Source organism: Kaistella polysaccharea, from assembly GCF_020410745.1.
GTDB classification, from domain to species: Bacteria; Bacteroidota; Bacteroidia; order Flavobacteriales; family Weeksellaceae; genus Kaistella; species Kaistella polysaccharea.
Genome location: NZ_CP084528.1, coordinates 1,762,867 through 1,783,876 on the forward strand (window position 1 = coordinate 1,762,867; position 21,010 = coordinate 1,783,876).

The window sequence follows — 21,010 nt, forward strand, 5'->3', positions numbered from 1 at the left end:
ATTTCTGCCATTCTGTCACAGAAATTCTTATCTTTGCACTCACATTTTGAATTTTCAAAGTAAAATTCATATTTCAAATTTTTAAGAAAGTGCAAGAAAAATATATAGACGAAACCAAACAGGGCGAAGCCTTTGCGATCGCAGAAAAACCACAAAATTCTAAGAAGTTATTTTTGGAAAGCTACGGCTGTCAGATGAATTTCTCTGATTCTGAAATCGTTGCTTCGATCCTAAACGAGCAAGGTTACAACACGACTTTACTCCCCGAAGAAGCCGATTTAATTTTATTAAATACGTGCTCAATTCGTGAAAAAGCAGAACAGACCGTTCGGATGCGACTTTCTCAATTCAAAAATTTAAAGAAAGAAAAACCAAACTTAACAGTGGGCGTTTTGGGTTGTATGGCTGAACGTTTGAAAACCAAATTTTTAGAAGAAGAACAACTGGTCGATTTGGTCGTTGGTCCCGATGCGTACAGAGATTTACCCAATCTACTCAAAGAAACTGAAGGCGGCCGAGATGCCATTAATGTCATCTTATCCAAAGAAGAAACGTACGCAGATATCAGTCCGGTTCGTTTGGGCGGAAACGGCGTTACCGCTTTTGTGACGATCACCAGAGGTTGCGATAATATGTGTACATTCTGCGTTGTTCCCTTCACGCGTGGACGGGAGCGTAGCCGCGATCCTCATTCGATTATTGAAGAATGTAAAGAACTTTGGAATAATGGATACAAAGAAATCACCTTGCTCGGACAAAACGTAGATTCTTATCTCTGGTTCGGCGGTGGTGCCAAAAAAGACTTTAAAAAAGCCACTGAAATTCAGCAGTTGACCGCAATTAATTTTGCACAATTGATGGAAATGGTTGCGATTGCGGTTCCGAAAATGAGAATTCGATTTTCCACTTCCAATCCTCATGATATGAGTACGGAAGTTTTTATAGTGATGGCGAAGTACGATAATATCTGCAAATACGTTCACCTTCCCGTACAAAGTGGAAGCGACAGAATGTTGGACAAAATGAACCGTCAGCATACCCGCGCAGAATATTTGGCCCTAATTAATAAAGCAAAAGAACTCATTCCCGAGGTTTCGTTTTCACAAGATATGATTATCGGATTTTGCGGTGAAACTGAAGAAGATCATCAGATGACTTTATCGCTCATGCGAGAAGTAGAATACGATTACGGTTATATGTTCTCTTATTCCGAACGTCCTGGAACTCCAGCAGAAAAGAAAATGGAAGACGATATTCCAGCAGATGTTAAACAAAGAAGATTGGCTGAAGTCATCGCATTACAAGGCGAACTTTCCCGTAAAAGAATGCAAGGTTATGTTGGCCGAACTCATGAAGTTTTAATCGAAGGAACATCAAGAAAAAATGAAAACCAGTGGAAAGGCCGTAATTCTCAAAATGCAGTTTGCGTTTTCGATAAATTAGAAGGTCAGAAATTAGGTGACTTAGTGACCGTTTTCGTTTATGGAAATACACAGGGAACGCTTTTGGGGGAAACGGTTTAGCTTATTTGGGCAGACATTTCCGCCTAAATTTATCCTGAGCTTGTCGAAGGGGATCCCGCTTTTTTTATTGCTGACTTAGTTTCGACAGGTTCAACTGCCACTAAAAGCTCAGTCACCAATTAAAAGAGCTCAGTATAAGTCGAGCTGCAGATCATGTAGAAAAACCAAGTTGGTTTAATAATTAAAAACATTGTACTTTTTACATTGTACAGTATATAAAGACAAAAATGGCAGAATTACAATCCATAAAAACACGCTTCGGCATTATCGGAAATTATCCGGTGCTAAACCGTGCTTTGCAAAAAGCCATTCAAGTGGCGCCCACTGATATTTCCGTTTTGGTCATGGGTGAAAGTGGCGTTGGTAAAGAATATATTCCTAAAATAATTCACAGCGAATCCCGAAGAAAACACCAACCTTACATTGTGGTGAACTGTGGTGCGATACCAGAAGGAACTATTGATTCTGAATTATTTGGACACGAAAAAGGTGCTTTTACAGGTGCCACTTCCACCCGAAAAGGATATTTCGAGGTTGCAGATGGTGGAACTATATTTTTAGATGAAGTTGGTGAATTACCCGTGCAAACGCAGGTTCGTTTACTTCGTGTTTTAGAAAGTGGTGAATTTATGAAAGTAGGTTCTTCTCAAGTTCAAAAAACCAATGTAAGAATCGTAGCCGCAACCAATGTTAATATGCTCAATGCCATTAATAATGGAAGATTTCGGGAAGATTTATATTATCGACTCAATACCGTGCAAATTGACATGCCTGCTTTGCGAGAAAGAAAAGGTGATGTTCATTTACTTTTTAGAAAATTTGCCATTGATTTTGCCGAAAAATACAGAATGCCCGAATTGGTGTTGACCAATGATGCGGTAAATTATTTAGAAAACTATGCATTTCCCGGCAATGTTCGCCAGTTGAGAAATTTGGTAGAACAAATGACTGTTGTAGAACAGGAAAGAACGGTAAATTCCCAGAAATTAGCCGAATATATTCCCATTCAAAGTCAACTTCCTGCAGTCATTCAAAAAGGGGGTGGAGTTACTCCAAACGAATTTCATTCTGAAAGAGAAATTATGTATAAAATTCTTTTTGATATGCGTAATGATCTTAATGATTTGAAATCGCTCACTTCAGAACTGATAAAAAACCGTGGAAATGGTGATCTGAGCCATCAGGAGAAAAACCTAATTAATCGTGTTTTCACACCGGAAGCTCAAGCACAAAATCCCAATTCACTGCTTTATTTTGAAAATAAAAAACAAAATTCATATCAAGGCTCTTCGATCATTTCTGATACTGATGAAAATTATGATGATGTAGAAGACATTGAAATTGAAGAAACAAAAGCAGATTCACTTTCGCTTCAAAATAATGAAAGAGAACTGATCGTAAAAGCGTTAGATAAACACAAAGGGCGCCGTAACAAAGCTGCCGATGAATTGGGTATCTCGCAGCGTACACTTTATCGCAAAATAAAACAATACAATTTAGAAGACTGATGATAAAATTTCAGCTCGCAAAATATTCAATTACAACCAAGAATAGTCGCTCTTTTTGGCTCTTTTTCATTGGTTTTTTTCCATTGGCTCTTTTAAGTTCTTGTTATAGTTTTACAGGTTCGTCTTTAAGTGCAGACACGAAGACGATTGAAATTAGAGATTTCCCGAATAATGCGCCTTTGATGAACGCGAGTTTGTCTCAGGAATTTTCGACGGCAATACAGAACAGATTTCTGCAGCGCACGACTTTAAAAGGAACCAAAGATCGCCCAGACATTTTAATTGAGGGCGAGATTACAGATTATGCCATTACGCCAACAACCATTTCAAGCGCGGTAAATGCGCCCGGTGGAAATATTCAGGCCGCCCAAAACAAGCTGACTATTGTTGTAAAAGTGCATTATGAAAATAAAATTGAACCTGAAAAAAGTTTCGACAGAACTTATTCTGATGAAGCCGTATTCAGCAGCGATTTAGATATAAATGCGATCGAAGTGTCGCAGGTAAAATTGGTGAACGAAAGAATCATCAATAAAATTTTTAATGATATTGTAGCCAACTGGTAAGATGAACGGACGAATTTTAGAATTAGCACAAAACCCTGAATTAATACAGCTCACCGACTTAGATTTGCTGAAAAAGGAAATCACGAAACATCCGTATATCCAGAGTTTACGGGCTTTATATTTGGTCGGCACTCACCGTTTAAATCCGGAAAATTATGCCCATGAACTATCTATAACCGCGGCCTACACCACAGATAAAAAAATCCTTTACCAACTTATCAATTCAAAAGGTGAAGAAAAAGTGCAACTTGTAACTGAGTCCGATGATCAGCAAAATATTATTGTAGACGTAGATAACACATCTGATTCTGTGGAAAACCTACCTGATGTTAACCCTGAAGAATCTCATGAAAAGTACACGGCGATTGAATCCAAAGAAGTTGAGCTTCCCGGAAAGGTTTATGTTAATGGAGAACTTAACCGCATTTTATTTCCCGGAGAAGAAGATTTTCTGACGCGTGAACCTGAAGTTATCGATTTGGAATCTACTCTGGAATCTGGGAAGATTGTAACTCAGCAATCAGATGAGAAAACCGGTAAATCAAGCGCTACAATTTCAGATAATCATGTTCCGATCGAAGAAACCAACTTAAACAAAATTCCTGAAATTGAAATTTTAAACAGTGAGAAAATAGAAGTTGCAAAGTCAAACGATCATATATCTGGTAATGACAATTCTGAAATTTCCACAGAAATTCTAGAAATTCCAGAAACATCAGAAATAGAAGGTGAAACTCCTGAAGCAGTGGATGCAGAGAAATTCGGAGATAGTTCGGTTGGGGAAAACTTTACGAAAGAAAAAATAATTCACGAAGAAGATATTACCGCGCAAAAAGAGGTAATTACGGATTCGGCGAAACTTAGCTTTCATGGGTTAGATGAATTTTTACCTGAAGTTAAAATTGAATCTCAGGAACCTAAAGCCTTAATTACGAAAGCTCCAAAACCTTCCTTCAATAAGCATGAAGAAGAAATGAAACGCTTGATTGCGGAAGTAGAAGCGAAAATGAAATCTTCTAAAAAGGTGAAAACGGAAACGCCAGAAGATGTTGCGGGTAGCGCAGAAGTGAATTTTTCTGAGACCCAATCTTTCGAAATTATCAAAGACACAGAAATAACTCCTTCATTTAAAGCTGAAACAAATCCTGTTGAAAAAACAGATTCACAGCTGGAAAAAATTGCGAGCAAAGACGAAGAAAAGCAATCCGATATTTCTCCTGAAGTAGCCACGACATGGAAACCGATGTCATTTTCGACCAGTATATCAGAAAGTCAAGTTTCAAAAAGATTCTCTGAGAAGAATATCGCTGCTGACCCAATTGTTGAAGATCCTTTAGAAGAGATTCCATCACATAAACAAGACGGAACAAACGATATTGAAGAAGTTGAAAATGAAGTTATTTCGCCTCAACCAGAAGCAGCTGTTGAAGAAATTAAAGATGTAGAAAAATCTACGACTGAAAATACAAAAACTGAATCTCTACCGAAAGAAGAAAGCAATATTCCAAATTTTATTAACACTTGGCAAAGTTGGCTCAAAATTGACCGTACCGATAATAAGGCGGATAAAACTGAAATTTCGATTACCGAAATTAAAAACAAAGTCATTGAAAACTTTATCGAAAAGGAACCTAAAATTTCTAAATTGAAAGAAGAATCTGATTTTGTAATTAAAGAAAGAACCGATGACATTTGGCATCTAATGACCGAAACCTTAGCGAATCTTTACGTTGAACAGAAATTATATGCAAAAGCAATTAAGGCGTTTCATGTACTGTCTGAAAAATATCCGGAGAAAGCAGCATATTTTGAGGATAAAATAAAAGAAATAAAGATTTTACGTCAGAATAAATAATAAGGAAACCTGCTAAATCAGCAGGTTTTTTTTACTCCAAATTTTTGCGATTTACCGCTTCTACATCAATGGTGGTAGCAGGTTGTTTTCCTCTAAATCCTTGCACTTTTCGCCAGAGTTTGCGCCCCAAGACGATGACCACTATGATTAAAAGTATGGTTGCAATAAAAGCAATTACAGGCGCTGCCATCGCGAGAAAAGACATTACTCCGGCACCTGCAGTTTCAGTAGTTGCAACAACAGAATTTCCCAAACCTCCTGTAGTCGCGGTAGAAGCGACACGTGTTCCCGCAAAACCAGAACTTATGGCCGCCGCTGTACCGCCGCCCGCAATTAGCGCTAAAGCCCACTGAGGAAAAGTTCCCATATCGGCAAACTGACTTGCAAACATGACAGATCCTGCAATGGTTGCCAAAGGAACCGACATGGTATCTAAAATATGATCGACGAAAGGAATATAATAAGCCAAAATTTCAACCACTGTCGCAATCGCGGTCGTAATTAAAACAGGAAGTCCTGCAAGCCACTGGAAACTGTCATTCACGGGAATCCAGCCCATGTAAGATGCGAGGCTTACCGCAAACATGGGTAAAAAAACACGGAAACCTGTTGCAGCCGCTAATCCAATGCCCATAAAAGCACTAAGGACGTAAGGTAAGTAGGGAATATTATCAAACATTGCGGTAAATTTTTAAATTATGGTAATCAAATTTACAAAAACGGATGATTGCCGCTCAAATTATTTTTGGGTGGCGCACAGCTTTAAAAAATTTTCTTCCAGCGTTTTGAAATCTGACGGTTTTTTAGGAGAAACCCAGAAAATCATTGACAACGAGTTGGTCCCAAATTTCGCTACAAATTCGTCTTTATTTAACCGGTAGCTTTCCCGTAATAATCTCTTCACCCTATTACGATCTACCGCTTTTTTAAAATATCTTTTGGAAACCGAAACGCCTACTTTTTGTATACCGTAGAAAAAACCTTCCTGAGGTTTTTGATCTAAATTCAAGGTAATAATTCGCAAATTATCACAAGTCTTCCACTTTCCTTTTGCAAAGAGAAGATCAATTTCTTTTTTCTGCTTTAATTTTTGTTCCGTAGGAAAGGTATAATCACTCATCTTTTCTGATTAAATAATTAATAACTTCTGCCGCGGCATAAAGTCCGAAAAGAGCTGGTATATAACTAATCGTACCGTAAAAAGATCTTTTGTAGTTTGCCCCGTCCGTTAACTTCAAGCTGTCTTCATCTTGAATTTCAGAGGAGAAAACGCAGCGTACTCCTTTATCAATATTTTCTTTTTTCAGGCGTTTTCTCACCTGTTTGGCTAAGTGGCAATTTTGTGTCTTGTGAATGTCCCGTACCAAAACTTTGGCCGGATCCAATTTTCCACCCGCGCCCATACAACTTACGATTTTGACTTTTTTTCTGCGTGCACTTTTTATTAAAGTTACTTTCGGCGAAACACTATCAATACAATCTAAAACATAATCGAAATGCTGATCATCAAAAATCGTTTCCATGTCTTCAGGATTGAGAAATTGATTCTGCTTCGTGAGAATTAGGTCTGGATTTATATCCAAAAGGCGCTCCGCCACTACGTCAACTTTAGACTTTCCAATAGTAGAAATCAGCGCTGGAAGCTGCCTGTTAATATTCGTAAGATCTACGTGATCACCATCTACAATAGTCATTTTCCCAACGCCTACTCTGGCTAAAAATTCCGCGGCAAATGAACCTACACCACCCAAGCCAACAACGAGAAGGTTAGCGTTCTTCAACTTTTCTATGCCTACTTCATTAATGAGGAGTTCTGTTCTTTCAAGCCAGTCTTTTTTCATAAAATTTCAGAAATATTAAAGATTTTAAGATTTTGGTGAATCTGATTATTGAATTCCTCTAAGGATATGTTTTTAATTTCAGCTATTTTTGAATAAAGCAATTCAATATCAAAAGTCGCAGAATCGGTTTCCAGAAACATTTTTTCAAGAGGAAAATCCTTCACAAACTGCTGCAAATTTACATCATGCAAAACTGATTTGCCAAAACTTAGATAAAAATCGTGTTTAAGCAACTCAATACCGACAGTTTTCTTTTTGTTAAAACCATGTACAATTACAGGAACTTCGATTTTCTTTCTGATTGCTATCAATTGTGAAAACCTTCGAACACAATGTATAATTAAAGGTTTGCGCAGTTTATTTGCGAGGTGGATTTGGCGTTCAAATACGATTCGCTGAATTATTTCCGGAACTTTAACCAAACCATCTAAACCACATTCTCCTATGCCTAGGCAATTTTCACGTTGCGCCATTTCCTCAACCCATTTCCAATATTCTTCAGAAATACCTTCAGCTAAAGCAGGATGAATACCTACGGAAAAATAACTATCCGGTAGCGGTTCCCCAAAATTTAGATTATAAATACCGCAAATTTTCTGCGAATGATGGTGGTGAAGATCGAAAAATTCCATGACCAAAAATACCTAAATTCACTGCTATAACGTTAAACATTTGTTTTAAAAATTCCTTAACTTTACTCAAAACTACACACGGATGAAAAAAAAATTTACTGATAAACAAATCCATATTCTGAACGTTGCCGAAAAACTTATTGCAAAAAAAGGGTTTGAGGGAACTTCTGTACGGGATATTTCAACAGGCGCGAATATCAATGTCGCCATGATTTCTTATTATTTCGGGTCTAAAGAGAAAATGATGTCTTATCTCTACCGCTATCGGGTACAGAAAACACGTGAAAGTTTTGCAGAATTTGCAGAAATAATTCGTGATGGAAAACCTGAAATGCAGATGAAAGAACTCATTAAATATGTTACCAACCAACTTTTTAAATTCAATTATTTTCACGGATTTGTAACGCAGGAACTTCGTCATACCGAGCACTTGAAAGATGATTTGTTGGAATTTTATAATACATTCACGTCGAAAATTGATAGTGTAATCAAAAAAGGAGTGACAACTGGTGTTTTTACCAATGCGCCAAAACCTGAGGATATTTTGACATTAATTGTGGGCTCCTCTTTATTCGTCATCAGAAATAAAAATTTCTACGAGATTTACGTTCCGGGAAAAGAACAAAATTACTTGGAAGATGCGGAAAAAAAGGTGATGGCGAATCTATTGGTTACTATTTTTTCCCTTTTAGGCTACCAAACTGATTAATTAAATAGTTAAAATATCACAAAAAAAAATCTATTGACAAAAAAGTTATATTTTTGCACACTGAACCGCAGAAATTAGAACAAATAGTTTCTGCTATATTTTATTTATGAAAAAATACTTGATCATATTTCTCGCCTTCTTCGCGTTATCAGCCTGTAATAAACAACAGGAAATGGCCCTAAAAAGTGCAGATAAAGATTATATTCTGAAAGTTGCTAATGAAAACTTTGAAAACAAAAAGTGGACAGATGCACTTGCGCTCTACGAAAGACTTTCAAACCTTGTTGCGGGAACCGATGACGCGCCGAATGTAGTTTACAATTCTGCATATGCGAATTACTACGACAAAAATTACAAGTTAGCAGGTCATCAGTTTAAAAACTTTGCGGTAACATTCCCGCAGGATAAACGGGCAGAAGACGCTTCGTATATGTCGGCACTTTGTTACTATGAAGGAAGTATGGATTACAATCTGGATCAGACCAGTACAGAACTTGCCATTAATGAAATGCAAAATTTCCTGAACAGTTATCCAAATTCAGAAAAATCTAAGAATATTAATGAACTCATTGATGAGCTCACGTATAAATTAGAGTTCAAAGCATATGAAAATGCAAGACAGTACTATAAAATGGCTGATTTTAAAGCTGCTAGTACGGCATTTGAAAATGTTTTAGGAGATTTCCCGAGCACAAAACTTCGGACTAAAATTTATGATTATATCTTAAGATCTAAATATGAACTTGCTGTAAATTCAATTTACGATTTGAAAAAAGACCGTTTGGAAGAAGCCACCACATTCGCAAAGCAGGTAGAGCGCGAAATGCCAAATACCGAAATTTCTAAAACAGCGGTGGAATTGCGAAGCAAACTTCAGAAAGAAAAAGAAAACTTTGCAGAGGTTGAGAAAAAAGTAGAAGCCAGAAAAAAGGAAATGGCTGAAAAACAAAAAGAAGCTGAAGCGGAATTAAACGCGGAAAAAGACCAGCGCGATGCGGAGAAAAAAGCCCATAAGATGAAAAAAGACAGCGCAAATCTGGCAACACCAGCTCCAGCTGCAACTTTTAAAATCCAAAAGTAATCCGTATATTTGCAAACTCTAAATATAACAATCAACTGAAAATGAGTGTAAAAGATTCTAAAGCCGAATTAAGTACAATTACTTATGACCGAGATAAAATTGAAGAAAACGTAGGTTCTATCTACGAAGCAATCGTAGTGATGGGTAAAAGAGCTGAGCAGATCAATGCTGAAATTCGCTCTGAATTACACAATAAACTAGACGAATTTGCAGTGCACAATTCTACTCTAGAGGAAGTTTTCGAGAATAAAGAACAGATAGAAATATCTAAACATTATGAAAAACTACCAAAACCAACATCTATAGCGATTAGAGAATGGTTAGATGACGAAATCTACTACAGAAAAACTGAAGAAAGAAATTAATTATTTATTCCTTAATTATTATAAAGTCACAGACCATTTCGGTTTTGTGGCTTTTTTGTTATTATTCATAAGTTGCTCTCCCTAAATTAAGTTTAGCAAAATTTAAGTAAATTCGTTTCACCTTAAAAAATCTGGTCATGACACTTCAGGGCAAAAATATTCTCATTTGTATTTCCGGCGGTATTGCTGCCTACAAAATAACTTATCTCATTCGGGATTTTATTAAAAAAGGTGCCGAAGTTCAGGTATTAATGACTCCTTCAGCCGAGCACTTTGTATCTAAGCTCACCCTTTCAACCCTTTCGAAAAAACCAGTTTACAGCGATTTTTATTCTGATAACGGCACGTGGAATAATCATGTGGAACTGGCACTGTGGGCAGATGTAATTCTTATGGCACCTTGTACGGCAAATACGTTGGCAAAAATGGTAAATGGAATGTGTGACAATTTAGTTTTAGCCACTTACATGTCAGCGAAATGCCCGGTTTTCATTTCTCCGGCCATGGATTTGGATATGTATCAACATCCTTCAACTACGCAAAATTTAGAATTAGCAGAAGATTTTGGTCATCAGCTCATTCCCGCAGAATTTGGAGAACTGGCAAGTGGCTTATCTGGACAGGGCCGAATGGCGGAACCTGAAACCATCTCCAAAATTATAGAAGAATTCTTTAGTTCTAATAAAACCTTAACAGGAAAAACAGTTTTAATCACTGCAGGTCCAACCTACGAAGCGATAGATCCTGTGCGCTTTATTGGAAATCATTCCTCCGGAAAAATGGGTTTTGCAATCGCAGAAGAAGCCGCAAATCGCGGCGCAAAAGTAATCTTGATTTCAGGGCCAAGTGCAGAAATAGCGAAGCATCAAAATATAGAAATTCATCGGGTAACTTCGGCAAAAGAAATGTTTACCAAAGTTTTTGATTATTATGACAGTGTTGATATCGCGATTGCAAGCGCTGCAGTTGCGGATTATGCACCAAAAGAAATTGCTCAAGAAAAAATAAAGAAGAATGACGATTCATTAACGATTGAACTGGTGAAAAATCCGGACATTTTAAAGACAATGGGAGAACGCAAAAAAAAGCAATTTCTTGTCGGTTTTGCTTTAGAAACTCAAAATGAAGAGGAAAACGCAAAAGGCAAACTGGCGAAAAAAAACCTGGATATGATTGTGCTTAACTCTTTGCGGGACGACGGCGCAGGTTTTAAAGGCGCAACCAATAAGATAAAAATTTTAACGCGAGATTCTTTAACCGACTATTCGTTAAAATCAAAAAAAGAAGTAGCCAAAGACCTTCTTAATTTCGTGGAAGAACAGATGTTGAAATAATATCCCTAAATTTCCGTTTTCAAATTTTACGCATCCAATGAAGAAATTTTATACGATATTCCTCCTTTTTCTCATTTTTCAGCTGAGTTTTTCACAGGAACTTCTTGCCAACGTTCAGGTGAATGCGCAGCAAATTGCGGGCAGTAATACTCAGGTTTACAAAACACTAGAAAAAAACCTACGGGATTTTATCAACAATACCAGCTGGACAGGAAAAAAGCTGCAAAATTTTGAAAAGATAAAATGTAATTTTTCGATCATTATCAATGAACGTGCTGGAAGCAGTAATTTTAAAGGAAGCATTGTTATTCAGGCTGTTCGTCCAGTTTTTAACACCACTTACGAAACGCCGCTTTTAAATTTAAATGACACCAACTTTGGTTTTGATTATACTGAAAATGAAAATCTAATTTTTAATGAAAGGCAGTTTTCTGGAAAAAACCTCATTGATGTCGTCAGCTTTTATGTGTATACGGTTCTGGGTTATGATGGCGACAGTTTTCGTGCTCAGGGTGGCCAGGAATGGTTTGAAAAAGCCCAGAAGATTTCTAATAATTCACAGAATCAAAACTTTGCGGGTTGGTCTTTACTCGAAGGTCCGCGAACCCGCGCTTCACTTATTGACAATATGCTGAAACCTGAACAAAACACTTTACGAAACGTATATTACACCTATCACCGCGCCGGTTTAGATAACTTAGGAAAACAGGATCAGACTTCCGGAAAACGAATTATTGCCGAATCTTTACTTCAGTTAAAAGCGTACGAAAATAACTTTCAGATGAATTATCCGGTGAGCATATTCCTCGATACCAAAACGCAAGAAATTTTCGATGTTTTCGATAGTGGAAATAATGCAGGTATAAATATGGCCGATTTAAAGGCACTTCTCACCACTTTGTCGCCGAAAGATATTGACTCCAAATGGAATAAGTGGAAATAATTAATATTATTATCCATTATTGTACTGTTATTTTCTTAGTTAAACCAACATAGGGATGGCATTATTATAGCTTCCGCAACTCATTCTTCGTTTCATTATGTTTTTTTAAAGTCGTAAATTTGCAGACTGAAATTCAGACTTTAAATACACCCTTGTTTTTTTTAAAATATGCTATCACGAATTTTCATTCAAAACTTCGCGCTTATTGATTCCCTTGAAATTACTTTAGACAAAGGTCTGCAGGTAATTACAGGAGAAACCGGTGCCGGAAAATCTATTATTCTGGGTGCATTGCGTTTAATTTTGGGTGAAAGAGCAGATGCAAAATCTATTCAGAGTTCCGACATAAAAAGTATTGCTGAAGCTGAATTTATCGTTAACGAAAGTTTAAAAAATTTCTTTGAAGAAAATGACTTAGATTTTGAAAATAATACCGTCATTCGCCGGGAAATTTTGCCGACAGGAAAATCGCGTGCTTTTGTTAATGATGTTCCTGTAACTTTAGAAATACTAAAAAAACTATCCGAAAAACTCATCGATATTCACTCGCAGTTTGAAACATCGAATTTGTTTGAAGAAGAATATCAGTTTCGCATGATTGATGGACTTTCGAAAAATAAAGTCCTCCTATTCAATTATCAAAAGGAATTTATCTCCTACAAAAAATTGGTAAAAGATCTGGAAACTGCAAAATTCAAACTCGCGGAAGGAAATAAAGAAAATGATTATAAAGTATTTTTATTGACTGAACTTAACGAAGTAAATCTGGATGAATTTGATTTGGAGGAAGTTCAAGATCAGTTAAGTAAGCAAGAAAATGCAGAAAGTATTGTGGAAAATCTTTCCTTAATTTTCACTAAAATGGATCAGGAGGAAATCGGCGTTCTGGATTCTCTTTTAGACGTTAAAACGAAATTGGCTAAAGTGGCGTCTTTGTCTCACGAATACTCAAAACTTAATCAGCGGTTTGAGGAAAATTTTGTAGAGTTTAAAGATTTACTCTTTGATCTTCAGAATGAGGCTGAAAAGATGGAAACCGATCCCGAAATTCTTTTTGAATTAAGTGCGCAGTTAAATAAGATCAATTCTTTATTTTTAAAACACAAAGTAAACTCTGTAGAAGAACTCGTGGCGATTCGCGACCAGATTTTCGAAGAGCAAACAGGATTTGCTGATTTAGAAATTTTGATTTCTCAGCTTGAAGATGAAATTACAAAAAAGGAAATCCAACTTCAAAAATTAGCAGGTGAATTATCGACGAACCGAAAAAAGGCAATTCCTAATTTCATTAAAAAAATTGAGAATCTTCTTCATCAGTTAGGTCTTGAAAAAGCTAAAATAGAAGTTCAACTAAACGATTTAGAAAACTTTACAAATTACGGAAAAGAGAACATTCAGTTGTTATTTCAGGCAAATTCAGGATTCCCTTTGAAACCCATTCAAACTGCAATTTCAGGCGGAGAAAGATCTCGTGTGATGCTTTCTATTAAAAAATTAATGGCAGAAAATGCAGAACTTCCCACTTTAATTCTAGATGAAATCGATACCGGCGTTTCCGGAAAAGTTGCTGAAGAAATCGGAAATGTGATGAAGGAAATGGCTGAAAATATGCAACTCATCGTCATCACCCATCTTGCACAAGTTGCTGCAAAAGGAAACAATAATTATAAAGTCATCAAAAGGGAAATTTCGGGTAAAACGCAGTCAACGATCGTTCGACTCACCGAAGAAGAAAAGCTTCAGGAAATCGCGCAACTCCTTTCTGGTGCACAAATTACGGATGCTGCTGTTTCTCAAGCCCGAGAATTGATGAAGTAAACTGTAACAAAACACGGTCTTTGCTCACTTATATGTAAACGACCGCCATGTATGGTAAACTTTTAAGACTAGAACTCAAAAATTTTTTAAGAAATCCTCAATTCGGAGCGAACCTCGCCATGAAAATCCTCATGGGTTTTACGTACATGTGGTTGAGTCTTTCTATGGTAGCAATGGCATTTGCCCTTTATTTCTACAGTCAGAAAGAAATGAATACCGATCCTGTTCGGGTTTTTAGCAGATTTTTTCTTTACTACGCGGTTCTCGATTTGGTGATTCGGTATTTTATGCAACAGATGCCGACCCAAAATATCAAACCTTTTCTAAGCCAAAATATTTCAAAAAAAACTTTAGTTAACTATACGATACTGAAAATATTTTTTCATTTTTTCAATTGGGGTTATTTGCTTTTCATGATTCCTTTTTGTGGGTTGCTCATTTTCGATGGTGATTTCCCGGTTATAAATGTCTTGATGTTTTTAGTCGGAATTATGTTTGTTTTTTACTTCAATAATTTTCTGAATATTTTACTGAATAAAAAAACTGCAGTTTTATATACTGTTGCAGTATGTATTGCCGCTCTGGGAATCGCCGAATATTTAGGATACATTCATCTTTCTAATTATTCAGAACAAATTTTCTATGCATTTTATCACATTCCCGGAACTTTTTTAGTTCCTGTATTGCTTACTGCAATTACCGCCTACTTAGCGTATCAGAATATATTGAAGAATTTCTATCTGGATCGCGGCCTTGAAATGGAAAAGGAAGTGGGAAAGACAGAAAATATAGAGTTTTTAAACCGTTTTGGTACGACGGGAACATTCATCAACAATGATATTCGTCTTTTAAAAAGAAGTAAAGCTGCGAAATCGGCGCTCTTTGCCGGTGTAATGTTCCTATTTTATGGCTTACTGTATCTCACTGGCAAAACCTACAGCAGCGATTTTATGCAAATTTTCCTCGGACTATTTGTTACGGGAGGATTTCTGTTTATGTTTGGTCAAAGAGTTCCCGCCTGGGACAGTTCTTATTATCAACTCATGATGACCCAAAATGTGCCGTATAAAGAATTTCTAAAAGCAAAATGGAGTCTCGTGGTTTTGGTCACCGCAGTGTCAATGGTTTTAGCCATCGGTTATGTGTTTATCAGTTGGGAATTTTATCTGACCATTTTTGCGGCGGGCTTGTATAATCTTGGCGTAAACTCCTATCTCACCTTATTGGCGGGCGCTTTCAACAAAACACCGATTGATCTTAACGCGCGTGCAAAATCTTTTGGTGGGGGCACGAATAATATGAATATGAAAGTTTTGTTGATCCTTATTCCCCAAATGGGCGTTCCAATGGCAGTTTTTGCGGTGGTAAAATATTTCTTCGGATTAGAGATGGCGGTAGCGAGCTTAGGAATTCTAGGATTGGCGGGATTTCTCTTGCGGGACAAAATTTTTGATCAGATCGTAAAAACCTATAAAACTCAAAAATACTCAACGCTTAATGCCTTTAAAAAAGTTTAATAAACTTTAATAAAATTCAAATTATGATTACAATTAACAATATTTCTAAAGTGTACGGCGACAAAAAAGTTTTACACATTGACCAACTCGAGATTCCAAAAGGTCAGAGTTTCGGCCTTGTAGGAAATAACGGCGCCGGAAAAACCACTCTTTTCAGTCTCCTTTTAGATTTAATAGAATCTAGCAGCGGATTTATAGAAATTGATGGAAATAAAGTTAACGAAAATGAACTCTGGAAAAAGCAAGTTTCCGCCTTTATAGATGAATCTTTTTTGATTGGTTATCTAACTCCGGAGGAATATTTTAATTATCTTGGTGAATTACGTGGTCAAAACAAAGTCGCTGTAATGGAATTTCTCAATGAGTTTACCGATTTTTTTAATGGTGAAATTTTAAATGCGGGGAAATATATTCGAGATCTTTCAAAAGGAAATCAGAAAAAAGTAGGTATTGTAGGCGCATTAATTGGCACACCAGAAATTATTGTGCTTGATGAACCTTTTGCAAATCTGGATCCGTCATCGCAGATCAAACTGAAAAAACTTATTAAAAGCTGGTCGCAGAATGAAAAAGTTACCTTTTTAATTTCCAGTCACGATCTCGCACACACGACGGAAGTGAGCAACAGAATTGTACTCCTCAACAAAGGTGAAGTCGCAAAGGATATCATTACCACACCGGAAACTTTGCGGGAGCTGGAACTTTATTTTGAAGAAGAAGTTCTTCTGCCTTCCTAAAAATTAAAAACTAAAAAACTCCGGAAAATTCTCCAGAGTTTTTTCATTTCAATATTATTATCTATTCGTCTCCTTAAACCATATCTTCCGGTTTTACCCATTCATCAAACTGATCGGCAGTAAGAAGTCCAAGATTCACAGCTTCTTCTTTTAAAGTTGTTCCGTTTTTGTGGGCAGTTTTTGCAATTTTTGCGGCATTTTCATAACCGATATGTGTATTCAAAGCAGTAACCAACATTAATGATTTTTCTACCAACTCTTTAATTCTTGGTTCATTCGGTTCAATTCCAACCGCACAATGATCATTGAAAGAAATACAGGCGTCACCTAATAATTGCGCAGATTGTAGGAAGTTGTACGCCATCACAGGTTTGAAAACATTGAGTTCAAAATTACCCTGTGTTCCCGCAAAAGAAATCGTGGTATCATTTCCTAAAACCTGTGCACATACCATTGTCATTGCTTCATTCTGGGTTGGATTTACTTTGCCCGGCATAATCGAAGAACCTGGCTCGTTTTCCGGAATATGAATTTCGCCAATTCCACTTCTCGGTCCTGAAGCCAGGAAACGAATATCCTGCGCGATTTTATATAATGCAACCGCCAATTGTTTCAATGCGCCGTGAGTTTCGACAATCGCATCGTGCGCAGCAAGCGCTTCAAATTTATTTGGTGCTGTTTCAAACGGAAGTCCTGTAAATTCCGAAATATAATTCGCCACCAAAACATCGTAGCCTTTTGGCGTATTTAAACCTGTTCCAACCGCAGTCCCGCCGAGAGCCACTTCCTGTAAATGTTCGAAAGTATTCGTGATTGCTTTCATCGCATAATCCAACTGTGCGACATATCCTGAAAATTCCTGACCCAAAGTTAAAGGCGTGGCATCCATTAAATGCGTTCGTCCAATTTTTACTATTGATTTAAAACTTTCTGCTTTTTCGTGCAAAGTATCCCTTAATTTTTCTACCGCGGGTAAGGTATGTTCTACCACTTTTTTATAGGCTGCAATATGCATTGCGGTAGGATAAGTATCATTTGAACTTTGGGATTTATTGACATCATCATTTGGATGAATTTCAGATTTTTCCCCTAAAACCCCACCATTGTTTACGTGTGCTTTATTAGAAATAACTTCATTTACATTCATATTTGATTGCGTGCCGGAACCTGTCTGCCAAATGACGAGGGGAAACTGATCATTCAAATTTCCTTCTAAAATTTCATCACACACTTTTGCAATCATGTCTCTTTTTTCATTGGAAAGAACGCCCAATTCAGCATTGGTAAACGCTGCTGCTTTTTTCAGATAAGCAAACGCTTCGATGATTTCATGCGGCATGGAGGCTTCTGGTCCAATTTTAAAATTATTTCTGGATCGTTCGGTTTGTGCACCCCAAAATTTATCTGCGGGAACCTGAACATCGCCCATGGTGTCTTTTTCTATTCTGTAATTCATATGTTAAATTTTATAGATTTAAAGTTACTCAAATTTAAAATCTCCACAAAACTTGAAGTTTTAAAAAAAACTATAAAACAAAACATCATGAAATTGAATGTCTGGGGAAATCCTTACATTTAATCATCAAATAAAAATGAAATGTCAGACCGGTCTACGCGTTTACTTCTAATTTATGGCCGGTTGAAAAGCAGTCCGGTGACGATTGAAATGTTGCTCGAATGGGCTACTAAGCAGGATCTTAAAGTTTCACCGAGAACTTTGTATCGAGATTTGCAAGAATTAGAAACATCTTTAATATTACCCGAAGAAAAAGTAGTGGTTTCGGTGGGGGAAAAAAACCGGAAAACCTGGAAAATCGAATATGTAAATAGCGAACCACCTTTAAACGAATTCGACTTAAATTCTTACATCTTATTCAAAAACTTCCTTCCCTTGCCTGTCGTCTCCTCTAGAACTGAATCACTGTATAAAATTCGAAATATTTTTTATAAAAATTTCAGCAAGAGTCATTTCGAAAATTTTTCAACAATTGCCGAAACTCAAATCAGGTCCACCTATTTCTTTGAAGGAATTTACTTTAAAACCTACAGCAAAATTCTGGACGATTGCATTTGGAGCATTCAAAACAAAAGAGAAATTTATTTGGACTCTGTAAATTTCGATTATACATCTATGGGAAACAATCTTGTTTTTCCGCAGTCTTTTTTACCGCTTCAGCTATTGTATCATCGTGGTGTCGTCCATCTTTCGGGATATCTGAAAAATCAAAAGAAACTTTTGGTCATCGGATTAGAACAAATCAAAAGTTATAAACTGACCAACGAACTTTTTGAAGCAATGCATTTACTTACTAAATCGGAAGCTGAATTGGAAAAAAGATTTGGAATCACAGAAAACATGACCGAAGAAATCTATGATATCGAACTGGAATTCAGTGAGTTTACGGGAACTTTTGTTAAAAACCAATTTTGGCATCAGTCCCAAGTTTTTGAGCAACTAGAAAACGGTAATTATTTGATGTCGATGAAATGTGGTCTGAACAGAGAACTGGCGGGCTGGATATTTCAATGGATGAGCAATGTTAAAGTAATAAAACCCAAGATTTTAGGAGACATGATTATTGATAAATATAAAGACATTCTGCAAATGTATAATGATGACGCTTTCGTAGTTTCCAATAATTCTTTTCAGTCGAGCGAGTGTTTGACAGAAGTTGACAACCAAAGCACCTAAATTTGCACAAACACAAATGACGGAAGAAATATTTACGCATCTTTTTCTACGCAAAAAATTGAAAAAGATGCAAACTGTAATAATTATCTTTAAAGCATCTCAAAAAGTGAAGAAATCATTCTTCACTTTTTTTATTTTATAACACTCGGCATTTCCCATTAACTCTTAATTTTTCTGTAATTTTGCGGCTTTAAAATAAGTAATCATATTATGGAATTTCACTATCAGGAACCGTACCCAATTCTTGCGGACGACACGCAGTACAAAAAACTTACTTCGGACTATGTAACCGTAGAAAAAGTTGGTGATCGCCAGATTTTGAATGTCGATCCCAAAGCATTAGAATTGCTGGCAGAAAACGCATTGGCTGATGTTTCTTTTATGCTGCGATCTTCACATTTGGCAAAACTTCGGAAAATAATCGATGATCCGGAAGCAACAGATAACGACCGTTTCGTAGCGTATAATCTTCTACAAAATGCGGCGGTGGCTATTGAAGGCGCCTTACCTTCTTGTCAGGATACGGGAACCGCGATCTGTTCTGCCAAAAAAGGAGAAAACATTTACACTGGCGTAGATGATGCAGAGTGGATTTCAAAGGGAATTTACAACACGTACCAAAAGAGAAATTTACGATATTCCCAAGTCGTTCCATTAACCATGTTCGAAGAGAAAAATTCAGCTTCTAACCTTCCTGCTCAAATTGATATTTATGCGGAACGAGGAAACGAATACAAATTCCTGTTTTTAGCAAAAGGTGGTGGCTCGGCGAACAAAACATTTTTATATCAAAAAACAAAATCCCTACTTAACGACAGTTCTTTGGAAGCATTCGTACGCGAGAGAATTATGGATTTAGGAACTGCGGCTTGCCCGCCATACCATTTGGCGCTGGTTATTGGTGGTACTTCCGCAGAAGCGAATTTAGCGGCGGTGAAAAAAGCAAGCGCTGGATATTATGATCACCTTCCAACTGAAGGAAATATGGGTGGTCAGGCGTTCCGTGATCTGGAATGGGAGAAAAGAGTTCAGAAAATTTGCCAAGAAAGTTCCATCGGAGCACAGTTTGGCGGGAAATACTTAACACACGATGTTCGGGTAATTCGTTTACCGCGACATGCTGCTTCATGTCCTGTTGGAATGGGAGTTTCCTGTTCAGCAGACCGAAATATTAAAGGAAAAATCACCAAAGACGGAATATTTTTAGAACAACTAGAAACCAATCCAAAACAGTTTTTACCCTTAACTCCGCCGCATTTAGAAGAAGCGGTTTCCATTGATTTAAATCAACCAATGGCCGATATTTTAGCGGAATTATCAAAATATCCCATTAAAACAAGACTTAGCCTGAACGGAACTTTAATTGTCGCTCGCGATATCGCACACGCAAAAATTAAGGAATTATTAGACAGCGGTCAGCCAATGCCTGAATATTTTAAAAATCACCCCATTTATTACGCCGGTCCCGCAAAAACTCCACAGGGAATGGCCTCAGGAAGTTTTGGTCCCACAACCGCCGGAAGAATGGATGTTTATGTAGATGAATTCCAGTCAAATGGCGGAAGTATGATTATGCTTGCAAAAGGAAACCGGAGTAAAGAGGTTACCAACGCGTGTCATAAATACGGTGGTTTTTATCTAGGTTCAATTGGAGGGCCAGCTGCAATTTTGGCAAAAGAAAATATTACTGCGGTGGAAGTAGTTGACTTTGAAGAACTTGGCATGGAAGCCGTACGCAAAATAGAAATCAAAAATTTTCCTGCATTCATTATATCAGATGATAAAGGAAATGATTTTTTCGAATCAATCGCACACTAACTAAATTTAAAATCAATTTAAATAGCGAAAATCAAAGGTAAATCTTTTGTACACCAAGAAATTTATCCTAT

General features: G+C 36.9%; 19 protein-coding genes. 14 read left to right on the plus strand and 5 right to left on the minus strand.

All coding sequences use genetic code 11. The features are described from left to right. The first annotated feature begins 89 nt into the window (after positions 1–89). From miaB to LC814_RS08260, 4 genes are all read left to right on the plus strand, one after another. A complete protein-coding gene (miaB, locus tag LC814_RS08245; RefSeq protein WP_226063464.1) occupies positions 90–1,523 on the plus strand; it encodes a tRNA (N6-isopentenyl adenosine(37)-C2)-methylthiotransferase MiaB in 1,434 nt (477 codons plus the stop codon). Positions 1,524–1,750: 227 nt separating this feature from the next. Then, positions 1,751–3,031 (plus strand): sigma-54 interaction domain-containing protein, encoded by a 1,281-nt coding sequence (locus LC814_RS08250; RefSeq protein WP_226063465.1) that lies wholly within the window; start codon positions 1,751–1,753, stop codon positions 3,029–3,031. Next, entirely contained in the window at positions 3,031–3,597 is a 567-nt protein-coding gene (locus tag LC814_RS08255; protein WP_226063466.1) for an LptE family protein, read from the plus strand. Before LC814_RS08250 ends, LC814_RS08255 begins: the two co-directional genes overlap by 1 nt. A 1-nt stretch (position 3,598) precedes the next feature. After that, positions 3,599–5,452, plus strand: coding sequence for a DUF8458 domain-containing protein (locus LC814_RS08260; protein WP_226063467.1), 1,854 nt, complete (start codon positions 3,599–3,601; stop codon positions 5,450–5,452). A gap of 31 nt (positions 5,453–5,483) precedes the next feature. On the opposite strand, the gene LC814_RS08265 is transcribed toward LC814_RS08260, so the two are convergent. The 4 genes from LC814_RS08265 to LC814_RS08280 are packed head-to-tail and all read right to left on the minus strand — an operon-like array spanning position 5,484 to position 7,925. Next, positions 5,484–6,131: a DUF4126 domain-containing protein gene (locus LC814_RS08265; RefSeq protein WP_226063468.1), complete on the minus strand. Its 648-nt coding sequence runs from the start codon at positions 6,129–6,131 to the stop codon at positions 5,484–5,486. A gap of 60 nt (positions 6,132–6,191) precedes the next feature. Next, complete coding sequence (gene rnpA / locus LC814_RS08270; protein ID WP_226063469.1) at positions 6,192–6,572, minus strand: ribonuclease P protein component; 381 nt, start codon at positions 6,570–6,572, stop codon at positions 6,192–6,194. Next, positions 6,565–7,293 carry a tRNA threonylcarbamoyladenosine dehydratase gene (locus LC814_RS08275; RefSeq protein WP_226063470.1) on the minus strand — a complete coding sequence of 243 codons (729 nt, stop codon included), beginning with the start codon at positions 7,291–7,293 and terminating at the stop codon, positions 6,565–6,567. The genes rnpA and LC814_RS08275 overlap by 8 nt, the downstream gene beginning before the upstream one ends. Next, on the minus strand, positions 7,290–7,925 hold the full coding sequence (locus LC814_RS08280; RefSeq protein WP_226063471.1) for a TatD family hydrolase: 636 nt from the start codon (positions 7,923–7,925) through the stop codon (positions 7,290–7,292). Before LC814_RS08280 ends, LC814_RS08275 begins: the two co-directional genes overlap by 4 nt. Before the next feature lie 82 nt (positions 7,926–8,007). Between LC814_RS08280 and LC814_RS08285 the strand changes: the two genes are divergently transcribed. The 8 genes from LC814_RS08285 to LC814_RS08320 all read left to right on the plus strand — a co-directional run bounded on the left by LC814_RS08285 (position 8,008) and on the right by LC814_RS08320 (position 16,429). Continuing rightward, positions 8,008–8,634: a TetR/AcrR family transcriptional regulator gene (locus LC814_RS08285; RefSeq protein WP_226063472.1), complete on the plus strand. Its 627-nt coding sequence runs from the start codon at positions 8,008–8,010 to the stop codon at positions 8,632–8,634. A 106-nt stretch (positions 8,635–8,740) separates the two neighbouring features. Beyond that, on the plus strand, positions 8,741–9,715 hold the full coding sequence (locus LC814_RS08290; protein ID WP_226063473.1) for an outer membrane protein assembly factor BamD: 975 nt from the start codon (positions 8,741–8,743) through the stop codon (positions 9,713–9,715). A gap of 41 nt (positions 9,716–9,756) precedes the next feature. After that, positions 9,757–10,080, plus strand: a complete 324-nt coding sequence (locus LC814_RS08295) for a DNA-directed RNA polymerase subunit omega (RefSeq protein WP_226063474.1) — start codon at positions 9,757–9,759, stop codon at positions 10,078–10,080. A gap of 137 nt (positions 10,081–10,217) precedes the next feature. Further along, positions 10,218–11,414, plus strand: coding sequence for a bifunctional phosphopantothenoylcysteine decarboxylase/phosphopantothenate--cysteine ligase CoaBC (coaBC, locus tag LC814_RS08300; RefSeq protein WP_226063475.1), 1,197 nt, complete (start codon positions 10,218–10,220; stop codon positions 11,412–11,414). Between the two features lie 37 nt (positions 11,415–11,451). Beyond that, complete coding sequence (gene porD / locus LC814_RS08305; protein ID WP_226063476.1) at positions 11,452–12,357, plus strand: type IX secretion system protein PorD; 906 nt, start codon at positions 11,452–11,454, stop codon at positions 12,355–12,357. A 168-nt stretch (positions 12,358–12,525) separates the two neighbouring features. Beyond that, positions 12,526–14,175, plus strand: a complete 1,650-nt coding sequence (locus LC814_RS08310) for a DNA repair protein RecN (RefSeq protein ID WP_226063477.1) — start codon at positions 12,526–12,528, stop codon at positions 14,173–14,175. A gap of 47 nt (positions 14,176–14,222) precedes the next feature. Then, complete coding sequence (locus LC814_RS08315; RefSeq protein WP_226063478.1) at positions 14,223–15,692, plus strand: DUF5687 family protein; 1,470 nt, start codon at positions 14,223–14,225, stop codon at positions 15,690–15,692. Positions 15,693–15,715: 23 nt separating this feature from the next. Then, positions 15,716–16,429: an ABC transporter ATP-binding protein gene (locus LC814_RS08320; protein WP_226063479.1), complete on the plus strand. Its 714-nt coding sequence runs from the start codon at positions 15,716–15,718 to the stop codon at positions 16,427–16,429. Between the two features lie 73 nt (positions 16,430–16,502). Here the strand turns inward: LC814_RS08320 and fumC are convergent, their stop codons facing one another. Continuing rightward, the gene (gene fumC / locus LC814_RS08325) at positions 16,503–17,885 is read right to left on the minus strand and encodes a class II fumarate hydratase (RefSeq protein WP_226063480.1); all 1,383 of its coding nucleotides are present in this window, start codon (positions 17,883–17,885) and stop codon (positions 16,503–16,505) included. Positions 17,886–18,026: 141 nt separating this feature from the next. Here fumC and LC814_RS08330 point away from each other — a divergent pair, with 141 nt between their 5' ends. Beyond that, on the plus strand, positions 18,027–19,121 hold the full coding sequence (locus LC814_RS08330) for a helix-turn-helix transcriptional regulator (protein WP_226063481.1): 1,095 nt from the start codon (positions 18,027–18,029) through the stop codon (positions 19,119–19,121). A gap of 210 nt (positions 19,122–19,331) precedes the next feature. Continuing rightward, the gene (locus LC814_RS08335) at positions 19,332–20,939 is read left to right on the plus strand and encodes a fumarate hydratase (RefSeq protein WP_226063482.1); all 1,608 of its coding nucleotides are present in this window, start codon (positions 19,332–19,334) and stop codon (positions 20,937–20,939) included. Positions 20,940–21,010 lie beyond the last annotated feature (71 nt).

What these genes read in the sequence shown, in the direction of transcription:
- porD (WP_226063476.1), top strand. Translation starts at nt 11,452, where the DNA reads ATGAAGAAATTTTATACGATATTCCTCCTTTTTCTCATTTTTCAGCTG.
- LC814_RS08285 (WP_226063472.1), top strand. Translation starts at nt 8,008, where the DNA reads ATGAAAAAAAAATTTACTGATAAACAAATCCATATTCTGAACGTTGCC.
- LC814_RS08320 (WP_226063479.1), top strand. Translation starts at nt 15,716, where the DNA reads ATGATTACAATTAACAATATTTCTAAAGTGTACGGCGACAAAAAAGTT.
- coaBC (WP_226063475.1), top strand. Translation starts at nt 10,218, where the DNA reads ATGACACTTCAGGGCAAAAATATTCTCATTTGTATTTCCGGCGGTATT.
- LC814_RS08335 (WP_226063482.1), top strand. Translation starts at nt 19,332, where the DNA reads ATGGAATTTCACTATCAGGAACCGTACCCAATTCTTGCGGACGACACG.
- LC814_RS08315 (WP_226063478.1), top strand. Translation starts at nt 14,223, where the DNA reads ATGTATGGTAAACTTTTAAGACTAGAACTCAAAAATTTTTTAAGAAAT.
- LC814_RS08255 (WP_226063466.1), top strand. Translation starts at nt 3,031, where the DNA reads ATGATAAAATTTCAGCTCGCAAAATATTCAATTACAACCAAGAATAGT.
- LC814_RS08265 (WP_226063468.1), bottom strand. Translation starts at nt 6,131, where the DNA reads ATGTTTGATAATATTCCCTACTTACCTTACGTCCTTAGTGCTTTTATG.
- LC814_RS08330 (WP_226063481.1), top strand. Translation starts at nt 18,027, where the DNA reads ATGTCAGACCGGTCTACGCGTTTACTTCTAATTTATGGCCGGTTGAAA.
- LC814_RS08280 (WP_226063471.1), bottom strand. Translation starts at nt 7,925, where the DNA reads ATGGAATTTTTCGATCTTCACCACCATCATTCGCAGAAAATTTGCGGT.
- LC814_RS08295 (WP_226063474.1), top strand. Translation starts at nt 9,757, where the DNA reads ATGAGTGTAAAAGATTCTAAAGCCGAATTAAGTACAATTACTTATGAC.
- LC814_RS08275 (WP_226063470.1), bottom strand. Translation starts at nt 7,293, where the DNA reads ATGAAAAAAGACTGGCTTGAAAGAACAGAACTCCTCATTAATGAAGTA.
- LC814_RS08260 (WP_226063467.1), top strand. Translation starts at nt 3,599, where the DNA reads ATGAACGGACGAATTTTAGAATTAGCACAAAACCCTGAATTAATACAG.
- fumC (WP_226063480.1), bottom strand. Translation starts at nt 17,885, where the DNA reads ATGAATTACAGAATAGAAAAAGACACCATGGGCGATGTTCAGGTTCCC.
- LC814_RS08290 (WP_226063473.1), top strand. Translation starts at nt 8,741, where the DNA reads ATGAAAAAATACTTGATCATATTTCTCGCCTTCTTCGCGTTATCAGCC.
- LC814_RS08310 (WP_226063477.1), top strand. Translation starts at nt 12,526, where the DNA reads ATGCTATCACGAATTTTCATTCAAAACTTCGCGCTTATTGATTCCCTT.
- LC814_RS08250 (WP_226063465.1), top strand. Translation starts at nt 1,751, where the DNA reads ATGGCAGAATTACAATCCATAAAAACACGCTTCGGCATTATCGGAAAT.
- rnpA (WP_226063469.1), bottom strand. Translation starts at nt 6,572, where the DNA reads ATGAGTGATTATACCTTTCCTACGGAACAAAAATTAAAGCAGAAAAAA.